The organism is Candidatus Accumulibacter vicinus, assembly GCF_000584955.1.
Taxonomy (GTDB): Bacteria; Pseudomonadota; Gammaproteobacteria; order Burkholderiales; family Rhodocyclaceae; genus Accumulibacter; species Accumulibacter vicinus.
Genome location: NZ_JDSS02000027.1, coordinates 116,706 through 138,106, shown reverse-complemented (window position 1 = coordinate 138,106; position 21,401 = coordinate 116,706). Strand labels below are relative to the sequence as shown.

The following is a 21,401-nucleotide window of genomic DNA, read 5'->3' as shown; positions in this document are numbered from 1 at the left end:
CGAAATGGCCTATGCCCGCATCGCCGCCAAGCACTTTGACTGCGAGCACCATGAATACTACGTCACGCCGGCTGATTTGGTGGCCAGCATGCCGGCGGTCGCGCAGCATTTCGATCAACCCTTCGGTAATTCCTCGGCCCTGCCAGCCTATTACTGCGCCAGAATCGCACGCGCCGATGGCTGCACCAAGATTCTCGCGGGAGATGGCGGCGACGAACTGTTCGGGGGGAATTCCCGCTACGCGATGCAGCGCTTGTTCGAGTTCTATCACGCCGTTCCGAAGGGCATGCGGCGCCTGATCGAGCCCATGTGCGACGACCACAGTCCGTTGCGGCGGATACCCGGTCTCAAGCAAGCCACCGGTTATGTCCGTCATTCCCGTGTGCCGATGCCGGATCGCCTGCAGAGCTTCAATCTGCTCATGCAGCTTGACCCTGCCAGCGTATTAAGTGCCGATTTCCTCGCCCGGATCGACCTGAGTGAGCCATCGAGACACATGCAGTCCACCTGGAGCGAGTGCCAGGCGCCGAGCCTGATCAATCGAATGCTGGCTTACGACTGGCGCTACACGCTGGCCGACAGTGACCTTCCCAAGGTACGCGGTGCCACTCGAATGGCTGGCATCGAAGTCGGCTATCCATTGCTGGCGGATACATTGACCGATTTCTCGATGGCTTTGCCACCCGACTGGAAGCTTCGCCGCTTCAAGCTACGCTGGTTCTTCAAGGAAGCGCTGCGAGGCTTCCTGCCCGATGCGATCATTACCAAGAAGAAAAAAGGCTTCGGACTGCCCTTTGGCCTCTGGACGACACGCACGCCAGCCTTGAGGAAACTCGTCGAGGATTCGCTCGGCACGCTCGCGACACGAGGTATCATTCGCGCTGATTTCATCCAGAAACTGATGAGCGAATATCTGCCCGCCCACCCCGGCTACTACGGGGAGATGGCGTGGATCCTGACGATGTTTGAGCAGTGGCTCCGGCACCAGGAAACAAGATAATGACTTGATGACCATCTGCGATAGCTTGCGGTTATGTGAACCTTGGGAATATGTCTCATTATCAAGTTGACAATGAGGATGGGAAATGGGAAATATGAATTATGGTTTGATCGTCAGCAGCTGGCGAATGCCGTGTCGATTGATGGTTTTCTGGCTCATGCTGTTAGCGCTCTGCGCCAATGTGGCCGCAACGGAAACGATCCCGGAATCCCCCGATTACCCGAACATTGTCTTGACGACCGATGATTTCAACAACCAACGCCTGGGGGCATTCGAGGAGTTCAGGGGGTATCTGGCCAGAAGTTCTTGGGCGTTGACAAGCGTCGGCCCGGGGAAAAGTTCATTTACATTTCAGCCGCAGATTCCGCGTCGAGGCTGGTACACCGTTTATCTCTGGTGGCCCATTACCAAAGTTAATGCCAAGCAAGCTCAGATACTCGTGCAACATGCCGAGGGAAGCTCGACTGCGAGGGCCGATCAGACGATGGGCGGTGGACTTTGGCAACGCATCGGCACCTTTCCGTTCACGCCCGAATCGTCGTCGAAAATCGAGCTGGTTGGAAATTCGGATAAGCCGGTAGTCGTTGATGCGTTGAGGTTGCAGTTCGTTGGCGAGTCGCGACCTGGTCTGCGGATCGTCACCTCGGCCCTGCCGATTGCCGTCGTGAATGAACGCTTTGACGCTTTTCTTGAGGTTGATGGCGGTCGCCCCCCGGTCAAGTGCCATGTTCCATTGCCAAGCGGGTTGGCTCTGGATGCTGCCCGTTTAGCGATTTCGGGAACGCCGACCGTACCTGGGCAGTGGGACATTACCGTTTCCTGCTTCGATTCGTCTGGCGTTCACCAACAGCGTGTGCTGAGTCTCGAGATATTATCCAATGATCAGGAGCGCTCGCGCGCGACCCCGGTTTTGTACAGTCCTGGTGCGAGCAATTCCGAGATCAACGCTGCCGCTGCGCCGACGACAAGTGAAATGGCTAGCGGCCAAGCCTTGACTGAGCTCCAGGCTATGATCGCATCCCTTCCCGAGGGAAACTGGGCGAAGGTCAACACGAACAACTATTCAGACGTGTGGACCCCGCCGGATCTGCGCCCGGTTGGTGCGTATTATCCAAGCGCGATAATTGGTGCCTGGAGCAGTTTCGGCTGGGATACGAATCGGGCTGACTTGTGGCTCTATGGCGGCGGGCACGCGAACTACTCAGGGAATGACGTCTACCGCTGGCGTGCAAGCACGATGATGTGGGAAAGGGCGTCCCTGCCGAGCCAAGTAATACAGGACCCGCTGGGCAATTACATTGCGGTAGATGGGCCAGACGCGGCCCCAGCCTCTGCCCACACCTACGATAACAACATATTTTTGCCTATCGTCGACCGGCTGCTGGTACTGGGTGGCGCCGCTTGGCAAAACGGTGGGCAATACAGGCGTCAGGCCACAGCGACTACCAGCAGAAATACGGGCCCCTATTTTTTTGATCCCAATCGGGCCGACCCCGGCAAGGTGGGAGGAAGCACCGGCTCCCACGTGCAAAATACCGCACCACATCCCGAAGTAGTCGGTGGTGAGATGTGGCAGAACCGTGATCATACGGTCAATCTCGCGAGTGCCCCGCTCCCGGCGAGTCATGTGAATGGATGCACTGCCTACGCTGCGGAGAACGGGCGTGATACGGTTTACGTGGGCGCAACCTCTGGCGGTACGGCACGCAATCTGTATCGTTATGTGATCAATGATGTCACTGCTCCCGCGGCAGACAACTGGGAACGAATTGGTGGCTACTGGGGCTCGCCAACAGATTCCACATCGTGTGCATTCGACCCGGGACAAAAACTCTTCGTGCTGACCGGGAACAACTCATTTCCTTTGTACTACTGGAACACGGCAACACCAGGCTCCAAGAATTATGAGGTTCGCATCAATCTCTCGGATCCCAACGGCCAACTGCTACCATTGTTGCAGGCAAATGCCATCACACTGAAAAAATGTGGTCTTGACTTTGACCCGGTGCAACGCAAGTACATGCTGTGGTGTGGAGATGGTCGCGTGTGGTCGATCAGCCCTCCTGAAACAATATCAGCATCTGGTTGGTCTGTCTCGTTGCAGCCAACGCCAACCGGTTCCGTGCCAAACGGGGACACGGGAACCGGCATTCTCGGCAAGTGGAAGTACGCTTCCGACCTCGGGGTCTTCATCGGATTGCAGGACAGGACCTTGGGCAACGTCTGGGTTTACAAGCCCGTTAGCGGAACCAACCAATCGCCTGTCGTGAATCTCACGGCGCCGCCCAATGGTGCCACGATCGCCGCGGGCGGCAGTGTCACGCTGATTGCCAATGCCTCCGATATTGATGGGACGGTGAGCAAGGTAGAATTCTTCGCCGGCGCGGAAAAACTCAGCGAAATCACTTCACCGCCTTATCAGTTTTTCTGGGTAAACCCTCCTGCAGGTAGCCATATCTTGACGGCCAGAGCCACCGACAATCTTGGGAAAACAGCCGTCTCACCTCCCATCACGATCACCATGTTAGGGATCAACCAACCTCCCGTCGTCAGTCTGTCAAGTCCAGCCAATGGCACCACGATCAATACTGGCACCTTCATCAGCATCAACGCCAACGCCTCCGATAGCGATGGTTCGATTGCCAGGGTAGAGTTCTTCGAGGGAAGCAAAAAGATCGGTGAATCCCTGTCACCTCCTTTCAGCGTCGCCTGGTCTGCCAGTGTCGTCGGCTCTTATACGCTTTCGGCGATCGCGTATGACAACTTGGGGGCCAGCACTGCATCCGCGCCCATTTCCGTGACTGTCATCACACCCCTTCCAGAGAGCACGCTCTCTCTGCAAGATGGGGTCAACGGCTACGCTGGAACGCGCGATACTTATCTTTCGGTATATTCCAAGACCACAAGCCTGGGTACCCAAACGTACTTCTTGTCTGGTGGCTCGTCGTATACCAGTCTGGTCCGGTTTGCGATCTTTGCTTCCGAGGGTGGCCCCATACCCGATGGGGCCACCATCCAGTCCGCCACGCTGAGTATGTACAAGTCAACCGCGTACGATTACACCTATCGAGCCCATCGAATATTGATGGATTGGAGTGAAACGCAGGCTACATGGCAGCAACGTCTGGCCGGTGCCGCATGGAGTGCCGCTGGCGCAAACAATTCCGGAAGCGATTACCTCAGTATCGCTGATGGACAGGGTAGCGTCGGATGGAATAGTGGATGGCTGAACATCGATGTCAGCGTGGGTGTACAGCAAATGGCACAAGGCCAGCCCAATTTCGGTTGGCGCCTGATCGAGGTCAGCGGCAACAACAATCTCAAACGCTTTTATACCCGAGAGTCGGCCTCCAATCCCAACCTGAGACCCAAACTCACGATCCTCTACAGGAGCGCACAATGATGCCTTCATCGGAAAACAGAGCGGCCCCCCGGAATTTCGGACAGCAGGAGAAGTGGTAGCCTTGCCCCCAATCAACGGCTGTCGAAGCAGCCACCACAGGAGCAAGAGCATGAAGGCGGAACCACACACCGGCATTCAAGGCGCAAGTGGCCCTGGCGGCGCTGAAGAGCGACAAGACGCGAGCGGAACTGAGGCAGCAGCATGACGGGAAGCGGCAATGGATGGCGCCTGCGGTGCAGGTTTTGGGTGACACCAGCAGCCCCGCGAGGAGTGATCCGGGCCTGACGAAACGGCACGCCAAGATCGGCCCGTTGACGCTGGAACGCTGACCGCCGACTTCTGTCGGCGCAAAGCATGTCACCCCCCGATCCCTCTCCTGCAAGTGGAGAGGTGGGGAGATTCGAGGGTCGCTCGCGACTTTCATAGTAACAAACGGGCCACCTCTGGTTACACTGCCCACATGTTGAAGATCCTGTCATGTCGCCTGCTCGCCCTGCTGGGCTGGACGCTGAGCGAACCACCGGGGCGGCCGGCACGCGCCGTGCTGATCGGCTATCCGCACACGTCCAACTGGGACGCCTTCTATGCCCTGCTGGGCAAGCTGGCGCTCGGTCTCGATGCCCGATGGGTAGCGAAGGAGTCGCTGTTTCGCTGGCCTTTTGGCGGATTGCTGCGCCGTTTGGGCGGCATCCCGGTAAATCGGCGCGTCCGTCAGGGCTTCGTCGCCGAGATGGTGGCGCAGTTTGCAGCCGATCCCCGCCTGCTTCTGGTCGTCGCCCCGGAAGGCACGCGTAGGCTGACCCGCGGCTGGAAGAGCGGCTTCTACCGGATAGCGCTGGCTGCCGATGTGCCGGTCGCCCTGGGTTTTGTGGACTACGCGCGCCGCGAAGCCGGGATTCTTGCCTACGTGACGCTATCCGCCAATCCGGCGAGCGATCTGGCGGCCATCGCGCGCCACTACGCCGACCGGCGCGGCAAGCACCCGGATCTGGCATCGCCGATCCACTGGCTGGACTGACGGCGTCGGGCAGCGGCCTCGCCAAAGGCATTCGCGAAGCCGCCGGGGTCATTTCGGCGAGTGATTCATCCACCAGCCGATGCACGTGGCGGCAGCCCTGTTCGACCCGACGGTCGCACCACCAAGCCAGTTTTCGGTCTTCAACGCCCTCGGCGGCAGCAAGGAGTTGTTCGTCCTCACTACCGGGCACTTCGATTACCCGCGACGGATTCGGGAGGAACGGCAGCTCCGGGCGGCTCCGAGGATCTTCTTCGCGCCCCGCTGAGCAAGCAAGGAGGGTGCTGGAGATCAGCGCGTCATCGCTTGCGGGGTCGTGCGCCGCTCTTTCCGGGCCCAGTGGCTTGCCGGTCCGCCGCCACCCTGGCGGCTCGCCTCGTCACGCTGCCGAAACATTGTTGGCGTAGCCTGCGGGGGTTCTTGCCATCCCGCGGACGGAAAACAGCCAATGAACCAAACCCAGCAAGTCCCGGACAGTCCACGCCTGAGTGACGGCGCAGAGGCCACTGCCGGCGGCGGCCACCCGCAGGCGGAACGTCTGATCCCGAAAATCAGTGAGCTGCGTGCTCGCGCCATGGCGCTCGAGTTGAGCCACGTCGATCAGTTGCAGCGCATCGGGCCCAGCTATCAGAGCAGCGCCCGCAACCTGTTGCACTATCTCGCCCTGCGGCAGATCGATCTGCGGCCGCTGCAGGAGGAACTGACCGCTCTCGGCCTGACTTCACTGGGCGGCTGCGAGGCGCAAACACTGCGTTCGCTGGATGCCGTGCTGGCGGCCCTGCATGGCCTCGTCGGCCGGCCGCGGCAACCGCAGTCTCCGGCTTCACCGCTGAGCAGCGACGATGGCACCATCGTCCTCGATCAACACAGCCAGCTTCTCCTCGGCTCGCCGGCGGGCAAACGTTCGGTGCGGATCATGGTGACGATGCCGAGCGAAGCGACCTTCGACTACGCGCTGGTGCGCAACCTGCTGGCTGCCGGCATGGACGTGATGCGCATCAACTGCGCACACGACGACGAGACGGCCTGGCTGGGCATGATCAAAAACCTGCACCGTGCCGAGAGGGAACTCGGCCGCTCGGCCAAGATCTATGCCGACCTGGCGGGTCCGAAGCTGCGTACCGGCATGATCGAGTCGCTCGGGCGCGTCCTCAAATATCGTCCACGCCGCGACCTGCGCGGGTCGGTGAGTGAGCCGGCGCAGGTCTGGCTGACGCCGGCCGCGGCTCCCGAGCCGGCACCTCCGGGTGTGCGTTTCACCTTGCCGATCGAAGGCCATCTGGTCGCGTCCGCGCTTGTCGGTGACGTCATCGCCTTCGACGATTGCCGGGGTAAATATCGGGAACTCGTGGTGAGCGAAGTGCGCAATGCCTCGCGTCTGGCGCTGGCGAGCCGGACGGCCTACGTGGAACAAGGCGGCCTGGCTCGCCTGCTCCGCGCCGGCGAGGTGATTGCCGAAGGCGACTTTGGTCCCTTGCCCGAGGTCGTCTCGCCGATCGAGCTGGCGGTGGGCGACAGACTGATCCTGACCCGCGATCGCATTCCGGGGCGGGCCGCGGTGCGCGACGCCGGGGGTCAGCTCATCGACCCGGCGCGCATTTCATGCTCCCTGGATGCCGCTTTCGAAGCCGCAAGACCCGGCGAGACCATCTGTTTCGACGACGGAAAGATCGGCAGCCGCGTCATTGCCAATGACGGTCGGGAAATCGTCGTGCAGATCGGCGACACTGGCCCGACAACCGCCAGGCTGCGGCCGGAAAAAGGGATCAATCTGCCCGACACCGAACTTGCCATCGCGGCCCTGACGGAAAAGGATGTCCATGACCTGACGTTCCTGGTGAAGCACGTGGACATGGTTGGACTCTCCTTCGTGCGCACGCCGGAGGACGTGCTGCTCCTGCAACGCCATCTCGAGAGGCTGGGTGGTGGAGATATCGGTATCGTGCTCAAGGTCGAGAACCGGGAGGCTTTCGAGAACCTGCCGCGCCTGCTGTTGACCGCGATGTACTCGCCGCCGGTCGGCGTGATGGTGGCGCGCGGGGATCTTGCCGTCGAAGTCGGCTTCGAGCGTCTGGCCGAGGTGCAGGAAGAGATCCTCTGGCTGTGTGAAGCCGCCCATGTGCCGGTGATCTGGGCGACCCAAGTGCTGGAGGGGCTGGCCAAGACGGGAGCACCAACGCGTGCGGAGGTCTCCGACGCCGTCATGAGCGGCCGTGCCGAGGCCGTGATGCTCAACAAGGGGCCTTACATCGTCGAGGCGGTGCGTTTTCTCAACGGCGTGCTGGAGCGCATGCATGCCCACCAGCACAAGCGGCGCAACATGCTGCGCAGGTTGTCGATTTCCGAACAGGTCTAGGCGCGCCGAACGGACACTCGCCGGCAGGAACGGGCAGCGCCGCCGAGGCTTCTTGGCCGCCCAGAACCCGGTACACTGCAGGCATCCGTCCAAGAGTACCGCCATGACTGCCACTTCCGCGGCGCTGCCGCCAAGCCGTGACCTCGAGGTCGTTTCGCTGATCGGCTGCGCGCATGGCGTCTCGCATTTCTTTCACCTCCTCCTGCCGCCCCTCTTTCCGTGGCTGATGAAGGACTTCGCACTCAGCTTCACCGGCATCGGCGCGACGATGACGGTCTTCTTCGTTGTCTCGGCAATGGGTCAGGCGCTTGCCGGCTTCCTCGTCGATCGCTACGGCGCGGCGAGGGTTCTCGGCGGCGGCATCGGTTGTTGCCTGACTGCGTCGCTGCTGCTTGCGGTCGCTGACGGCTATGCCGCGCTGGCCATCGTCGCGGCGCTGGCCGGGCTGGGCAACAGTGTCTTCCACCCGGCCGATTTCACAGTGCTCAATCGCCGCGTGTCGCCACCCAGGCTGAGCTACGCGTTCTCGATTCATGGCCTCTCCGGCAATCTCGGCTGGGCGCTGGCGCCGGTGTTCATGACCGGAATTGCCGCCACGGCCGGCTGGCGGGTCGCGGCACTAGCCGCCGCCGCGCTCGCGGCTCTGGCACTGGCTCTCCTGTTCTGGCGCCGCCGTACGCTCGCCGATCCGCCGCACAGCCTGCCGGCGCCCGAGGTCGCGACGCCGGCGCCGCTTCTGGCGTTCCTGCGCTCGCCGGCGGTATGGCTGTGTTTCGCCTTTTTCTTTCTGATCACGACGGCGTTCGGCGCGATCCAGAACTTCGCGACGCCAATCCTGCAGAATCTCGCTTGACTCAATACCGTGAAGCGGGCGCGCCGCGTGCCTACCACGGCTGCCGTCGACGCGTCTGTGATCGGAGGGTTGCATCGCCTCTCCCGGGCCGTCAGGAGTCGTCCGGTCCGGCACCGCTCTTGCCTTCGGTGTACCGGCGCATGGCCTGGCGCAGGAAGGCGAGGTGCGTGCGGAAGTTTCGACAGGGGAGGCAGATCATCAGGTGCGTCCGCATCGTCACGCGCTCACGCAACGTGAGCTCCCGCTCGAGCGCCTCCGAGCACAAGCGGGTTATTTCCCGACAGTTGCGCATCATCGCTCGATTCTGGCGCTGGCGCCGGCGCCAACCGACCGTGCGCCACCGCCTTGCGAACGCATCGCGGCAGCTCGTCGGACTCGTCCGCAACGGCAATCGGCGGGCATCGTCAGCGGCGCCATCGGTCCGACATCCACTTGCTCAGGGTCGCTCTCCTCGTGCAAAAAAACCGCGCCGGGTGATCAGGAAGCTGGCAGGGCCGGCGGCGTGAGCGCAAGTCCCCCGGTCGCAGCGACTGGTCGACAACCGGACTGCCGATGGTTTGTCGGCTCGCGGCGCAGATCCTTACATTTCTGTTGCCGAGAACTTGCGACGCAGATCTGGCCATGTCGACTCCTCCTAGCCGAGGTGGAGCAGCCTGGCCAGGAAGTCAAAGAACAGGCAATAGAGGGCGATCGGCAGAGGCAGGCCGAGCAGGGTGCCGAGCATGTACTCCCGAAAACCGACCCCGGACATGGCGAGGGCGTAGTTGAGCGCCGGCGCCGTCTGAAACAGGATGCGCAGGCAGAGAACGCTGCGGATCGGGTGGCCATCGAGTTGCTCCAGCAGGCGGCGCGCGGGCCGGTTCGTCAACTGTCGCAGGGCATCGCCACCGACCAGGCGGATGCTGAGGAAAGTCAGTGCGCAGGAGATGCTGGCGGCGAGGTAGGTGACGACGCCGCCCCAGCTTCGTCCCAGGGCCAGCACAGCGGCCGCGAGAAAGATCCAGCCCGGGATCTGGATCAGGTTGCCCAGCGAGAATAGCAGGACAAAAATCAGGACTCCGTTCAGCCTGTGCTCGAGGAACTGGTCGTGCAGGAACTGCCGACTGAAGTGGTCGCGCCAACCGGACAGCTCGAAGGTCGCGAACAGTACGCCGAGGAACAGCGCCACCGCAAGCAGTCGCGGGTAGGGTAGGGTCGATCGGTTCAACATGTGGTCCAGCGCTGTCAGCTCTTTCTCATCCGGGGTGTCCACAAGTCAAAACGCCAGCCGGCGCGCGCAGGCCCGACAAGGCTCGGTCACGCCATCTCCCGCCCTGCGTTGCCGGTCGCGTGAGATGGCGTCAGCCACTTCTGCCAAAGCCCGCGCAGCACCTGTGCCGGTGGCAGGCTGAGAGCCTTGACACCACCCGGGCTTGAGTTGCAGACGGCCCGCGACGCCAACCGCCAGACCGCCGGCCTGCAGCAGCATGGGCCAGGCAAAGGCCTTGATCGGGCCAATTTCCTGGTCCCATGGGTTCTGTTTTACTTCCCCGGTGTAATAGTCGCCACCCGCCAGCTTGTCGCCGAGCAAGCGCAGGGTGGACATGTTTTTCCCAAACGTCGATTGACGAGCGTCGTTAATCACCCGTCACGGCGCGGCCGATCACCAGGCGCTGGATGTCGTTGGCACCTTCGTAGATCTGGCAGACACGGACGTCGCGATAGATCCGCTCGACCGGGAAGTCGCTGACGTAGCCGTAGCCGCCGAGAATCTGGATCGCGTCGGAGCAGACTTTTTCGGCCATTTCGGAGGCGAACATCTTGGCCATCGACGCTTCCTTGAGGCAGGGCTTGCCGGCATCCTTGAAGGTCGCGGCCCGCCAGACCAGCAGACGAGCGGCATCGATCTGCGTGGCCATGTCGGCGAGACGGAAGCTCACCGCCTGATGCTCGATGATCGGCTTGCCGAAGGTTTCGCGTTCCTTGGCGTATTGCACCGCCGCTTCGAAAGCGGCACGCGCCATGCCGACCGACTGGGCAGCGATGCCGATGCGGCCGGCTTCGAGGTTCGACAGGGCAATCCGGTAGCCGTCGCCTTCCTTGCCGAGCAGGCAGGAAGCCGGAACCCGGCAGTTCTCGAAGAGGATCTGCGCGGTATCCGAAGCGCGCTGACCCATCTTTTCCTCGATGCGGGCAACGATGTAACCGGGTGTCGCGGTCGGCACCAGGAAACACGAGATGCCCTTCTTGCCGGCGGCCTTGTCGGTGACGGCAAAGACGATCGCCACCTGCGCGTACTTGCCGGTAGTAATGAACTGCTTGACGCCATTGAGAACGAAATGATCGCCGTCGCGGTCGGCGCGGGTGGTGATGGCCGCGGCATCGGAGCCGGTATGCGGTTCGGTCAGGCAGAAGCAGCCGAGCATCTCGCCGCGTGCCATTGGCTTGAGCCAGTTTTCCTTCTGTTCGTCGCTGCCGTACTTCATGGTGATGCCGCAGGCCAGCGAATTCTGCACGCTGACGATCGTCGAGGTCGCGCCGTCGCCAGCGGCGATCTCTTCGATCACCAGCACCAGCGACATGTAGTCCATGCCAGCGCCGCCCCATTGCTCGGGAACGACCATGCCAAGCGCGCCGAGTTCGCCGAGTTCGCGTAGCGCATCGGCCGGGAAGGTGTGATGGCGGTCCCACTCGGCAGCGTAGGGCGCCAGACGCTCCTGCGCGAAAACGCGCAGCGAGTCGCGGATCATTTCCTGTTCCTGTGTCAAGATCATTGGATTTTCTCCTTGCTGATGACGCCGGCCGCAAGGCGCGCGCCGGCATGATTGGTGATGACGACTCCGGCGATGACCAGCGTGCCGCCGAACAGAATCCCGACCCCGAGCCGTTCGTCGAGCAGCACGGCGCCGAGGATGACGGCGCTGACCGGGACCAGGTTGATGAACGCCGCCGAGCGCGTCGCGCCGATGCGTTGCACGGCTTCGGCGTACCAGGTAAAGGCGAGGGCGGTACCGAATAGCCCGAGGAAAACGATCGCGCTCAAGCCACGCCAGGTGATTTCCGTCAGCATGAACAGCGACCCCTGTAGCAGCGCCGCGATGGTCAGCATCCCCCAGCCGGTCAGACTGGCACCAAAGGTCATCGCCAACGGCGACAGTGAGCGCGTGCCGCGCCGGCCGACAAAAGTATAAACCGCCCACAGCACACTGCAGCCGATGATCAGCCATTCGCCGAGACCCACCTCGCCGGCCAGCAGCAGACGGGGGTCGCCGTTGGTGACCACCAGCAGGCAGCCAAACATCGCCAGTGCGATGCCGGCAGCTTTCGTCGGCGACATCGGCGCCCTGAACAGCAGCCAGTCACCGGCCGCGACCACCGCCGGCGTCAGCGCCACCACCAGCGCGCCGCGCCCGGCCTCGATCATCTTCAAACCGTAGAGGAAACACAGGTTATAGAGAAAGATGCCGCTGGCGCCCAGTGCCACGAGCGTCAACCACTCCTTGAACGACCAGCGCGGCCAGCCTTCATGGATTACCACCAGCGTGCCGAGGACCAGCGCCGCGAGCAGGAAGCGCCAACTGGCCACGGCCAGCGGCGAGGCTTCGCTGACCGCCACCCGGCCGGCTATCCAGGTTGCTCCCCAGACCAGGACGGTGGCGAGCAGCTTGAGGTAGGTCGTGGGGAACGCCTGCGCCCGTTCGGCAGTTGCGGTCAAAGAGTTTCCGCGGTCGCGGCTGCGCTGCCGGGAAGTGGCAAGAAATGGCGCATGGCAGGGTTTGTCATGGGTATGTCGCGTCTGCGACTCAGACCTGCAGCCCTGCGAGTGCCGCGACATAGTTCGGCAGCAGGTCTTCGTGGCGGTGCACGGTGAACCCGAGGTCACGCATCAGTCCATCGCGCAGGCCGTAGATCCAGCCGTGCACGGTGACCGGCTGACCGCGCTGCCAGGCGTCCTGGATGACGAAGGTCTGGCAGACGTTGGTCACCTGTTCGAGAACATTGAGTTCGCAAAGTCGATCATGTTGCCGCTCTGGCGGCAGGGTATCGACCAGTGCCAGATGTTTGTCGTGCACGTCGCGGACATGCCGCAGCCAGATGTCGACCAGCCCGGCACGATCCCGATTGAGTGCAGCCTTGACGCCGCCGCAACCGTAGTGGCCGACGACCATGACGTGCCTGACCTTGAGGACATCGACGGCGAACTGGATCACCGACAGGCAGTTCAGATCGGTGTGTACGACGACGTTGGCGACGTTGCGGTGGACGAAAAGCTCGCCCGGCAGCAGACCGACAATCTCGTTGGCCGGCACACGCGAATCCGAGCAGCCGATCCACAGGTATTGCGGTGTCTGCAAGTGCGACAGTTTGAGGAAGTACCCCGGATCGATCTCCTGCATGCGACTCGACCAGGCGCGGTTGAAGTCGAACAGGTGAAAGAGGTTTTCGTTGACGACTTCTTCCTCCGACCAGTTTTCGAGATCGAGGGCGAGAAACATCGTGCCTTCGAGTGGCGTCTGGTAATAGGCGGGCGTTTCCTTGAAACCCAGTTCGCGGTAGAGCTTGACCGCAACGCGCATGGTTGGCAGGGTGTCGAGCAGCAACTTGCGGTAGCCGATTTCCTTGGCCGCCTTGATCGCCGCCATCGTCAGCACGCGGCCGATGCCGAAGCTACGCTGGCTGGGCTCGACATACAGCCGCTTCAGTTCGCAAAGGCCCGTCGAGAAGGGTCGGATACCGACGCAGCCAGCCGGCCGGCCATCGCGTTCGGCATAGAACAGGCGACCGTCAGGCTGGGCGTAGGCGCCCGGTAGCGATGCCATTTCCGCTTCGAAATTCTGGAAACACAGGTCGACGCCGAGCCACGCGGCATAATTTCGGAAGAACTGGCGAACGTGTTCGATGGCAGTGGTGTCGTTGGCGCTGACGGCGCGCAGCGTGCAGGTCATGATCTTCCTAGCGGTTCATAGGGTTTTACAGCGTTTCGGCAAAAAGCTCCCGGCCGATCAGCATGCGGCGGATTTCCGAGGTGCCGGCACCGATCTCGTAGAGCTTGGCATCGCGCCACAGGCGACCCGCCGGGTACTCATTGATGTAGCCATTGCCGCCGAGGATCTGGATCGCCTCGCCGGCCATCCAGGTCGCCTTTTCGGCAGCGTACAGAATCGCCCCGGCGGCGTCCTTGCGGGTCGTTTCGCCACGATCGCAGGCCGCGCCGACGGCATAGACGTAAGCTCGGCAGACGTTGAAGGTGGTATACAGATCGGCGATCTTGCCCTGCATCAACTGGAATTCACCGATCGGTTGGCCAAACTGTTGGCGGTCATGGATGTAAGGCAGGACCAGATCCATGACGGCAGCCATGATTCCCAGCGGACCGCCCGCGAGCACGGCGCGTTCGTAGTCGAGGCCGCTCATCAGCACGCGCACGCCGCCATTCAGTTGACCGAGGACATTTTCTTCAGGCACTTCGCAGTCATCGAAAAACAGCGGGTAGGTGTTCGATCCGCGCATGCCGAGCTTGTCGAGTTTGGTGCCGCAGGAGAAACCCGGCATCCCCTTTTCCACGATGAAAGCGGTGATGCCTTTCGAGCCGGCCTCGAGGTCGGTCTTGGCATAGACCACCAGCGTGTCGGCATCCCCGCCGTTGGTGATCCACATCTTGCCGCCATTGAGGACGAAGCGGTCGCCCTTGTGCTCGGCGCGCAATTTCATGCTGACCACGTCCGAACCGGCGTTGGCTTCCGACATGGCGAGCGCCCCGACGTGTTCTCCGGAAATCAGTCTGGGCAGATAGCGGTCTTTCTGTGCGGCATTGCCATTGCGGCGAATCTGATTGACGCAGAGATTCGAGTGCGCGCCGTAGGAGAGGGCAACACTCGCCGAAGCTCGGGAGATTTCTTCCATGGCGATGATGTGTGCGAGATAGCCGAGCCCGCTGCCGCCGTACTCCTCCTCGGCAGTGATGCCGAGCAGGCCCATGCTGCCCATCTTCTGCCAAAGATCGGCGGGAAAGAAGTTGTCGCGATCGATGGCTTCGGCGCGCGGCCTGATTTCGGCAGCGGCAAAAGCCTGAACGGTTGCCCGCAGCATGTCGATGGTCTCGCCATGGGCAAAACCGAGGTTCGGGTAGGGCATGTCTGTCGCTCCTTGATCAGGTTTTGGCGGGGTGTTTGCCGTGCACGGCCATGATGGTCTGCTGCATCAGCGCGCACAGGTTCTTCCTGCCATGGCTGACGGCAAACACTTCGGCACGGGTCACGATCAGTGTTCGCCCGTAGCGGACCACCGATCCTTCGGCAATCAACAGGGGCCCTTCGGCCGGGGCCAGCAGGTTGAGCTTGTACTCGACGGTCAACACCTCGGTGTCGGCCGCCGTCAGGGTGCTGGCGGCGTAACCCGCCGCCGAATCGGCAATCATGCCGACAATGCCGCCGTGAATGTAGCCATGCTGCTGCGTGACTTCGGGTTTGTAGGGCAGATGAATCTCGGTGTAACCCGCCTCGACCACCGCCATGCGGGCGCCGATCAGGTTCATGGCCTGTTGCCGCGCAAAGCTGGCACGGACGCGTTCGGCAAAATGGGGATCCTGGGCTTTATGCATGGCTACGAATTGTAATCTGGAAGCTTGTGCCGGGTTGCTTTAAGGGCGGCACGGCACTGAATCACGTGTAGAATGGTGCCAGCTCGACGCTGGCGGTAGTCAGCCTCTGAGCACGCCCAGTGTATAGGTTTCAGCATTTTTTACAATCCGCCCCGCGATGCTGCCAGATTACCCCTTTGCCACCCCGCCGGTTGCTGGCGAAACCTTCGAGGTTTCTCCGGGTATCCACTGGCTGCGGATGCCGCTGCCTTTCGCCCTCGACCACATCAACCTCTGGCTGCTTGAAGACGATGCCGGGTGGACCATCGTCGATACCGGTTTCGCCCTCGATACGGTCAAGGAATGCTGGCAGCAAATCCTGTCCCGCCTGGTGTCGACGGCACGTGGCGGGAAAATCGTGCGCATCATCGTCACGCATTTCCACCCCGATCATCTCGGCCTCGCCGCCTGGTTGCAGGAGCGCACCGGTGCGCCGGTGTGCATGACGGTGGGCGAGTATCTGACGGCGCATGCGGTCTGGCACGAGGTGGGCGGTCACGGCAATCAGCCGATGTTGCGGCAGTTTCGTGCACACGGCCTTGATGCCGATCGCTGCGCGGCACTGGAACGTCGCGGCAGTGGCTACAACCGCGGCGTACCGAGTCTGCCGACACATTACCAGCGCCTGTTCGGTGGTGACCAGGTGGCCATTGGCGGACATCGCTGGCAAGTCCGCATCGGTTTTGGCCATTCGCCGGAACATGCGGCACTCTACTGCGCGGAGCTCGGCGTGTTGATCTCCGGCGACATGCTCTTGCCGAAGATCTCGACCAATGTCAGCGTCTTTGCCGTCACACCCCTGGCCGACTCGCTCGGCGACTACCTGCAGTCGATCGATCACTACCGCGAACTGCCTGCCGAGACTCTGGTCCTTCCCTCGCACGGACTGCCCTTCCACGGCATCGAGAACCGGGTCAATGCGCTGCACGCACACCACCAGGAGCGCCTGCAGGTTCTTGAAGCGCACTGCACCACTCCACGCAGCGCTGCCGAGCTATTGATGACCTTGTTCTCGCGGGATCTCGATACGCATCAGATGATGTTCGCCATGGGCGAAGCGATAGCGCACCTGAATCGACTCGAACATGCCGGACGTCTGCTGCGCATCGAGGACGCGCATGGACTGATCCGTTTTGTCCGGAGGCCAGCAGCGGTATCGCCCGCCTGACCCGAAAATATCCGAGGAGCATGTTTCAGGGGTGCGCGGCGCGCCAGTCGGCCAGCGCTGCGAGTGCCATGTCGAAGGTTGGCAAGAGATCGACGCCGTCCAGTTTTACCAGTCGTCGAATGCCGGCGCCGCCGGCCCAGAGGGCTGCCTCCGGGGGCAGAATCAGCCGCAACTGTTGCAGCAGGACGGCAATCTGGCGTTGCGGAAAAGCGACCGAAAAGGAGAGGGCAACGATGTCGGCGCGGTGCGCGCTGGCCGCGCGGCCGATTTCGAGCAAGGGCATCTGTACGCCGAGAGGAATGCAATCGGCACCTTCGAGTGCGAATAGCGCCTCGACCATCAGCAGGCCGAGCACGTGCTGTTCGTCCGGTACGCTGGTCAGCAGGATGCGCGGCCGGCTCCGGCCGACAGGAAGCGCGGCAATGGCCTGGCGCAACAGGCGCTTGGTGAGTTCGGTAAACAGATGTTCATCGAATATCTCGAAGCTGCCGTCCTCCCAGGCTTCGCCGACGCGCCGGGTCAGCGGCGCCACCGAGTCCTGGACAAAACGTTGCAGGCCCTGTCGGGCAAGGCGCTGCTGCATGGCTTGCTGATAAGCGGCGCCGTTGCGCTGTTTGATCAGCGCGAGCAAAGCCCCGAGTTGCTCGACTTCCCCATTCTCCCCCGCGGCACGCGGCACCAGAGAACACGCGGCAAGCCCGCTCAGTTCTTCCGTGGCTGCCGCGATCAGTTTCCCCGGCCGGTGGCCCTGATCCATCAGGCGTTTGATCAGGCGCAAGCGCTCGACCTGCTCGGCCGGGTAGCTGCGTTCGCCGTTGGCGTCGCGGCGTGGCGCGGGGAAACCATAACGGCGTTCCCAGACGCGCAGAACGTCCTTCGAGAGGCCTGTGTCACGTTCGACGGCAGCGATGCCAAAATCGGGAATATGCATTTTTGTCCTAAACAATAATTAGACGAATCGTTGACAATCTTCAAATCGAACGATAGGATAGCCAAAACTATTTAATTTGTCCAGGACAAAAAAGGAGTGACCACCATGAACGCACCCGCGCATTTCTTCCTCCCTGACGTGCAATCGGCTCCGGACAGCCGCCGTCTGTCCATCCGGCACGTGGGGAGCGCCATGCAACGGATACAACGCATTGCCGTCGTCGGTGCCGGCATCTCCGGTCTGGCCAGTGCCTGGTTGTTGAGCCGCCAGCACCAGGTGACGCTGTTCGAGGCCGGCAGAACCCTCGGCGGTCACACCAATACGGTCGACGTACACCTGCAGGGCCGGACGCATCCGGTCGACACGGGTTTCCTGGTTTTCAATGAAAAGACCTACCCGAATCTGATCGCCCTGTTCGCTCTGCTCGGAGTCGATAGCATCGAAACCGAAATGTCCTTCGCAGTGAGCCTGCAGAACCCGGATCTCGAATGGTCGGGCAGCAACCTGACGACGGTTTTCGGTCAGAAGCGCAACCTCGTGCGCCCCCAGTTCTGGTCGATGCTTTCGGACATCCTGCGTTTCAATCGCGAGAGTTGCGCCTGGCTGGCCAGTCACCCGGACAAGCGACGCAGCCTGCGCGATTTCCTCGACGAGGGACGCTATTCCAGGGCCTTCTCGGAATGGTACCTGCTGCCGATGGCCGCTGCCATCTGGTCCTGCCCGACGGCCCGCATGCTCGATACCCCGCTCGCCACCTTTGTCCGCTTCTGCCAGAACCACGGCCTGTTGCAGGTCTTCGACCGGCCGCTGTGGCGCACGGTGAAGGGTGGCGGACGGACCTATGTGCAGAAGATCGCCGCGCAGCTCGACGACATCCGTCTCGCCTGCCCGGTGACTGCGGTCCGGCACGGGGCCGACGGACTGCGCGTTCACACCCCTGCCGGCAGCGAGCGCTTCGATCAGGTGGTGATGGCCTGCCACAGTGATCAGGCCCTGGCCATTCTCGGCACTGGTGCCAGCGACCGGCAGCGCGCGGTGCTCTCGGCGATCCGCTACCAGCCCAACCGCGCCGTACTGCACAGCGATCGCCGTCTGCTGCCGCGCGACGAGAGGCTGTGGTCCGCCTGGAACTATCTTGCCGGTCATGGCCAGCCGGGAGAGCAACCGGTTGCGGTCTCCTATCTGATCAATCGTCTGCAGCCTTTGCCCTTCAACACCCCGGTGGTGGTCACCCTGAACCCGGTGCACGAGCCCGATCCAACCAGTGTGATCGCCGAATTCGACTATGCCCATCCCATTTTCGATGGCCCGGCGATTACCGCGCAGCAACACCTGCCGGCGGTTCAAGGCGAAAACGGCATCTGGTTGTGTGGCGCCTGGGGCGGCTACGGCTTCCACGAAGACGGCCTGAAATCGGCGCTGCGCGTCGTCAACAGCATGGGCATCCGGGCGCCGTGGCAAGGCGAGTCGCTGCCGGTCGCCAGCGAACTGGCGACTGTCTGAGGTCGCGATGACTGCCCCACGCCTGCTGATCGGCCACGTGATGCACCGGCGCTTGCGACCGGCGGTGCATGCCTTCGTCTATCCGGTATTTTTCGTGCAACTGCCGCTGGCCGACCTGGCCGCCGCCAGTGGCCCGCTTTTTGCGGTCGACCGCGGCAAGCTGCTGAGTTTTCATCAGAAGGATCATGGCCCGCGCGACGGCAGTCCGCTGTTGCCCTGGATGCAGAACCTGCTGCGCGAGCGTGGTCTGCCCGACGACGGCGAAATCATCCTGCAATGCTTCCCTCGGGTTCTCGGCTACGTCTTCAATCCGGTCAGCTTCTGGTTCTGTCACAACCGTGCCGGCGAACTGATAGCCGTGCTTGCCGAAGTCAACAACACTTTCGGCGGCCATCACGGCTACCTGCTGCACCACCCGGACGCTGCGCCCCTGCTGGACGGCGAGGTGCTGCAGGCGAGCAAGGTGTTTCATGTTTCGCCGTTCTGCGAGGTCGAGGGGGGCTATCGCTTCCGCTTCGATCTGCAACGCCATTGCCCACGCATGCGCATCGATTACGACGATGCCCAGGGCGAACTCTTGTTGACCGCGATTTCGGGCAAGCCGCAGGCGTGGTCGACCCGGGCTCTCGCCGCCGCCCTTCTGCGCATGCCCATGCTGACTTTGGGCGTGATGGCCCGCATTCACTGGCAGGCACTCAGATTGTGGCTCAAAGGCGTGCCTTTTCATGGCAGAAAAACCGATTTCCCATTACAGGAACCGAGCAAATGAATACCCTGACCCTGCGCCAGGCAGTGCCCCTGGCACGCGATGCCCGTCTGGTCTTCGACTTGCTGGAACGCTTGCAAGGGGGGCTGCTCGAAGTGCGTCTGCCGGACGGTTCAAGCCGCCTGTTCGGCGATGGCGAGCACGGCGTCACCCTGCAGGTGCACGATGAGGCAATGTTCGGCCAGGTGCTTGCCCGTGGCGACATCGGCCTGGCCGCCGCTTACCTCGACGGCGCATGGGATTCGCCGGATGTCACCGGTCTGCTGACCTTGCTCGCGAAAAACCGTTCTGCGCTACGCTCGGCGGTCTATGGGCGCTGGCGCCACCTGCTCGCGGCACGTATCCGCCACCTGCTCAACGGCAACAGCCGCGCCGGCAGCAAGCGCAACATCATGGCCCATTACGATCTGGGCAACGAGTTCTACAGACTGTGGCTGGACGCCGGCATGAGTTACTCCAGCGCGCTCTATGGCGGTGAGGACGCGGTCGATCTCGAAACCGCGCAGATCGCCAAGTACCGTCGCATCCTGAGCCGATTGCAGGCACAACCCGGACAAAGCGTTCTGGAAATCGGCTGCGGCTGGGGCGGTCTGGCCGAGATGGCCGTGCGGCAGGGTCTGCAGGTGACCGGCCTGACGCTCTCGCCGGCGCAGCTCGAATGGGCACGCCAGCGCGTGCCAGAGGCCGACCTGCGGTTGCAGGACTACCGTGACACCCGTGAGCAGTATGACCACATCGTTTCGATCGAGATGTTCGAGGCCGTCGGCGAGCGCTGGTGGCCGACTTATTTCCGGACGCTCGCCAAGGCGCTCAAACCGGGCGGCCGCGCGGTGATCCAGAGCATCACCATCGGTGACGAGCTGTTTGCCGACTACCGCAAGGGTACCGACTTCATCCAGCAGTACATCTTCCCCGGCGGCATGCTGCCGTCGCCGTCGACTTTCCGCGCCGCTGCCGCCCGGCAAGGGCTGGCGGTACAGGACGAACATGCTTTTGGTGAAGACTACGCGCGGACGCTGGCGGAATGGCGGCACGCCTTTGACCGGAACTGGCCGCGGATTGCGGCGCTCGGTTTCGACGAACCATTCCGCCGCCTCTGGCGCCTTTATCTGTGCTATTGCGAGGCCGGCTTCCTGGCCGGAAACATCGATGTCTTCCATTTCGAACTCACACATCGCTAGGCGCCGTTTCCTGCTCGCCCTCGCCGCCTGGCCGCTGGCCGGACTGGCGAGCAGCGGTCCGGAAACCCTGACCGCCGGCTTCAAGCGCTGGGGCAGCGGCGAGTTCCGCCGTTTTGGTTTCCTCATCTACGAGGCAACCCTGTGGGCCGCCGGCGAAGATCCCGTGCGACCGCCGCTGGCCTTGAAACTGACGTATAAGCGCCAAATCGCCGGCCGTGACATCACCGAAGCCAGCGTCAAGGAAATCCGCAATCTGGGAGTCGCCAACGAAGCCCTTCTCAAGGTCTGGGGCGAACAGATGGGCAGGATCTTCCCTGACGTGCGCCCCGGCGATCACCTCATCGGCGTGCATCTGCAGGAAGGCGCGCGCTTCTTCCACAACGACCGCGATGTCGGCAAGATTGCCGACCCCGCTTTCGCACGCGCCTTCTTCGGCATCTGGCTGGATACGCGAACGAGCGCCCCCGAGTTGCGCGCGGCCTTGCTCAAGCGGCCGCTTGCCTGAGCTGATGGGCACCGAACGTATCCTCGCTTACGACCTGCTCGGTCTGCCGCTGGCTTTTGCGGCACTGCCGAGCCGCGCTTCGTCATCACCGGGCAGGTGGT

20 protein-coding genes are annotated in these 21,401 nt (G+C 62.5%); 11 read left to right on the top strand and 9 right to left on the bottom strand.

Translation table 11 applies throughout. From position 1 onward, the window contains the following. The 6 genes from CAPSK01_RS13120 to CAPSK01_RS13090 form a co-directional block, all read left to right on the top strand. A partial coding sequence (locus tag CAPSK01_RS13120) for an asparagine synthase C-terminal domain-containing protein (protein WP_034927347.1) occupies window positions 1–1,000 on the top strand: 1,000 nt, incomplete at its 5' end. Window positions 1,001–1,085: 85 nt separating this feature from the next. Beyond that, entirely contained in the window at window positions 1,086–4,403 is a 3,318-nt protein-coding gene (locus CAPSK01_RS13115) for an Ig-like domain-containing protein (protein WP_273703647.1), read from the top strand. Between the two features lie 460 nt (window positions 4,404–4,863). Next, a complete protein-coding gene (locus tag CAPSK01_RS13105; RefSeq protein WP_034927334.1) occupies window positions 4,864–5,421 on the top strand; it encodes a 1-acyl-sn-glycerol-3-phosphate acyltransferase in 558 nt (185 codons plus the stop codon). 85 nt (window positions 5,422–5,506) lie between these two features. Further along, the gene (locus tag CAPSK01_RS13100) at window positions 5,507–5,686 is read left to right on the top strand and encodes a hypothetical protein (protein ID WP_273703646.1); all 180 of its coding nucleotides are present in this window, start codon (window positions 5,507–5,509) and stop codon (window positions 5,684–5,686) included. Window positions 5,687–5,866: 180 nt separating this feature from the next. Then, window positions 5,867–7,774 (top strand): pyruvate kinase, encoded by a 1,908-nt coding sequence (locus CAPSK01_RS13095; protein WP_034927332.1) that lies wholly within the window; start codon window positions 5,867–5,869, stop codon window positions 7,772–7,774. After that, window positions 7,713–8,627, top strand: a complete 915-nt coding sequence (locus CAPSK01_RS13090) for an MFS transporter (RefSeq protein ID WP_337958583.1) — start codon at window positions 7,713–7,715, stop codon at window positions 8,625–8,627. Before CAPSK01_RS13095 ends, CAPSK01_RS13090 begins: the two co-directional genes overlap by 62 nt. A 91-nt stretch (window positions 8,628–8,718) precedes the next feature. On the opposite strand, the gene CAPSK01_RS13085 is transcribed toward CAPSK01_RS13090, so the two are convergent. From CAPSK01_RS13085 to CAPSK01_RS13050, 8 genes are all read right to left on the bottom strand, one after another. After that, complete coding sequence (locus CAPSK01_RS13085; protein ID WP_273703644.1) at window positions 8,719–8,922, bottom strand: zf-HC2 domain-containing protein; 204 nt, start codon at window positions 8,920–8,922, stop codon at window positions 8,719–8,721. A 339-nt stretch (window positions 8,923–9,261) separates the two neighbouring features. After that, a complete protein-coding gene (locus CAPSK01_RS13080; protein WP_337958582.1) occupies window positions 9,262–9,879 on the bottom strand; it encodes a VTT domain-containing protein in 618 nt (205 codons plus the stop codon). A 3-nt stretch (window positions 9,880–9,882) separates the two neighbouring features. Beyond that, entirely contained in the window at window positions 9,883–10,212 is a 330-nt protein-coding gene (locus CAPSK01_RS13075) for a hypothetical protein (protein WP_034927329.1), read from the bottom strand. A 31-nt stretch (window positions 10,213–10,243) separates the two neighbouring features. After that, complete coding sequence (locus tag CAPSK01_RS13070; protein ID WP_034927328.1) at window positions 10,244–11,380, bottom strand: acyl-CoA dehydrogenase; 1,137 nt, start codon at window positions 11,378–11,380, stop codon at window positions 10,244–10,246. Next, on the bottom strand, window positions 11,377–12,321 hold the full coding sequence (locus CAPSK01_RS13065) for a DMT family transporter (protein WP_273703643.1): 945 nt from the start codon (window positions 12,319–12,321) through the stop codon (window positions 11,377–11,379). Before CAPSK01_RS13065 ends, CAPSK01_RS13070 begins: the two co-directional genes overlap by 4 nt. Before the next feature lie 88 nt (window positions 12,322–12,409). After that, the gene (gene can, locus CAPSK01_RS13060; protein ID WP_034927327.1) at window positions 12,410–13,552 is read right to left on the bottom strand and encodes a carbonate dehydratase; all 1,143 of its coding nucleotides are present in this window, start codon (window positions 13,550–13,552) and stop codon (window positions 12,410–12,412) included. Window positions 13,553–13,577: 25 nt separating this feature from the next. Further along, on the bottom strand, window positions 13,578–14,741 hold the full coding sequence (locus CAPSK01_RS13055) for an isovaleryl-CoA dehydrogenase (protein ID WP_034927326.1): 1,164 nt from the start codon (window positions 14,739–14,741) through the stop codon (window positions 13,578–13,580). Between the two features lie 16 nt (window positions 14,742–14,757). Next, window positions 14,758–15,207 (bottom strand): PaaI family thioesterase, encoded by a 450-nt coding sequence (locus CAPSK01_RS13050; RefSeq protein WP_034927325.1) that lies wholly within the window; start codon window positions 15,205–15,207, stop codon window positions 14,758–14,760. Between the two features lie 157 nt (window positions 15,208–15,364). On the opposite strand from CAPSK01_RS13050, the gene CAPSK01_RS13045 reads away from it, so the two are divergent. Then, complete coding sequence (locus tag CAPSK01_RS13045; protein ID WP_034927324.1) at window positions 15,365–16,414, top strand: MBL fold metallo-hydrolase; 1,050 nt, start codon at window positions 15,365–15,367, stop codon at window positions 16,412–16,414. Window positions 16,415–16,439: 25 nt separating this feature from the next. On the opposite strand, the gene CAPSK01_RS13040 is transcribed toward CAPSK01_RS13045, so the two are convergent. Next, entirely contained in the window at window positions 16,440–17,345 is a 906-nt protein-coding gene (locus CAPSK01_RS13040; RefSeq protein ID WP_034927323.1) for a MerR family transcriptional regulator, read from the bottom strand. Between the two features lie 192 nt (window positions 17,346–17,537). On the opposite strand from CAPSK01_RS13040, the gene CAPSK01_RS13035 reads away from it, so the two are divergent. Genes CAPSK01_RS13035 through CAPSK01_RS13020 form a run of 4 tightly spaced genes read left to right on the top strand, consistent with a single transcriptional unit; the run spans window position 17,538 to window position 21,300 of the window. Continuing rightward, window positions 17,538–18,848 (top strand): FAD-dependent oxidoreductase, encoded by a 1,311-nt coding sequence (locus CAPSK01_RS13035; RefSeq protein ID WP_273703674.1) that lies wholly within the window; start codon window positions 17,538–17,540, stop codon window positions 18,846–18,848. A 7-nt stretch (window positions 18,849–18,855) separates the two neighbouring features. Continuing rightward, complete coding sequence (locus tag CAPSK01_RS13030) at window positions 18,856–19,617, top strand: DUF1365 domain-containing protein (protein WP_034927322.1); 762 nt, start codon at window positions 18,856–18,858, stop codon at window positions 19,615–19,617. Further along, entirely contained in the window at window positions 19,614–20,795 is a 1,182-nt protein-coding gene (locus CAPSK01_RS13025; protein ID WP_034927319.1) for a cyclopropane-fatty-acyl-phospholipid synthase family protein, read from the top strand. The genes CAPSK01_RS13030 and CAPSK01_RS13025 overlap by 4 nt, the downstream gene beginning before the upstream one ends. Beyond that, complete coding sequence (locus tag CAPSK01_RS13020) at window positions 20,764–21,300, top strand: chalcone isomerase family protein (RefSeq protein WP_034927313.1); 537 nt, start codon at window positions 20,764–20,766, stop codon at window positions 21,298–21,300. The genes CAPSK01_RS13025 and CAPSK01_RS13020 overlap by 32 nt, the downstream gene beginning before the upstream one ends. Window positions 21,301–21,401: the final 101 nt, after the last annotated feature.

Bases quoted from the DNA above. Each gene is read 5' to 3' on its own strand.
- CAPSK01_RS13070 (WP_034927328.1), bottom strand. From the start codon at position 11,380: ATGATCTTGACACAGGAACAGGAAATGATCCGCGACTCGCTGCGCGTT.
- CAPSK01_RS13090 (WP_337958583.1), top strand. From the start codon at position 7,713: ATGCCCACCAGCACAAGCGGCGCAACATGCTGCGCAGGTTGTCGATTT.
- CAPSK01_RS13095 (WP_034927332.1), top strand. From the start codon at position 5,867: ATGAACCAAACCCAGCAAGTCCCGGACAGTCCACGCCTGAGTGACGGC.
- CAPSK01_RS13075 (WP_034927329.1), bottom strand. From the start codon at position 10,212: ATGTCCACCCTGCGCTTGCTCGGCGACAAGCTGGCGGGTGGCGACTAT.
- CAPSK01_RS13020 (WP_034927313.1), top strand. From the start codon at position 20,764: ATGTCTTCCATTTCGAACTCACACATCGCTAGGCGCCGTTTCCTGCTC.
- CAPSK01_RS13085 (WP_273703644.1), bottom strand. From the start codon at position 8,922: ATGATGCGCAACTGTCGGGAAATAACCCGCTTGTGCTCGGAGGCGCTC.
- CAPSK01_RS13040 (WP_034927323.1), bottom strand. From the start codon at position 17,345: ATGCATATTCCCGATTTTGGCATCGCTGCCGTCGAACGTGACACAGGC.
- CAPSK01_RS13030 (WP_034927322.1), top strand. From the start codon at position 18,856: ATGACTGCCCCACGCCTGCTGATCGGCCACGTGATGCACCGGCGCTTG.
- CAPSK01_RS13105 (WP_034927334.1), top strand. From the start codon at position 4,864: ATGTTGAAGATCCTGTCATGTCGCCTGCTCGCCCTGCTGGGCTGGACG.
- CAPSK01_RS13045 (WP_034927324.1), top strand. From the start codon at position 15,365: ATGCTGCCAGATTACCCCTTTGCCACCCCGCCGGTTGCTGGCGAAACC.
- CAPSK01_RS13025 (WP_034927319.1), top strand. From the start codon at position 19,614: ATGAATACCCTGACCCTGCGCCAGGCAGTGCCCCTGGCACGCGATGCC.
- CAPSK01_RS13050 (WP_034927325.1), bottom strand. From the start codon at position 15,207: ATGCATAAAGCCCAGGATCCCCATTTTGCCGAACGCGTCCGTGCCAGC.
- CAPSK01_RS13035 (WP_273703674.1), top strand. From the start codon at position 17,538: ATGCAACGGATACAACGCATTGCCGTCGTCGGTGCCGGCATCTCCGGT.
- can (WP_034927327.1), bottom strand. From the start codon at position 13,552: ATGACCTGCACGCTGCGCGCCGTCAGCGCCAACGACACCACTGCCATC.
- CAPSK01_RS13115 (WP_273703647.1), top strand. From the start codon at position 1,086: ATGGGAAATATGAATTATGGTTTGATCGTCAGCAGCTGGCGAATGCCG.
- CAPSK01_RS13055 (WP_034927326.1), bottom strand. From the start codon at position 14,741: ATGCCCTACCCGAACCTCGGTTTTGCCCATGGCGAGACCATCGACATG.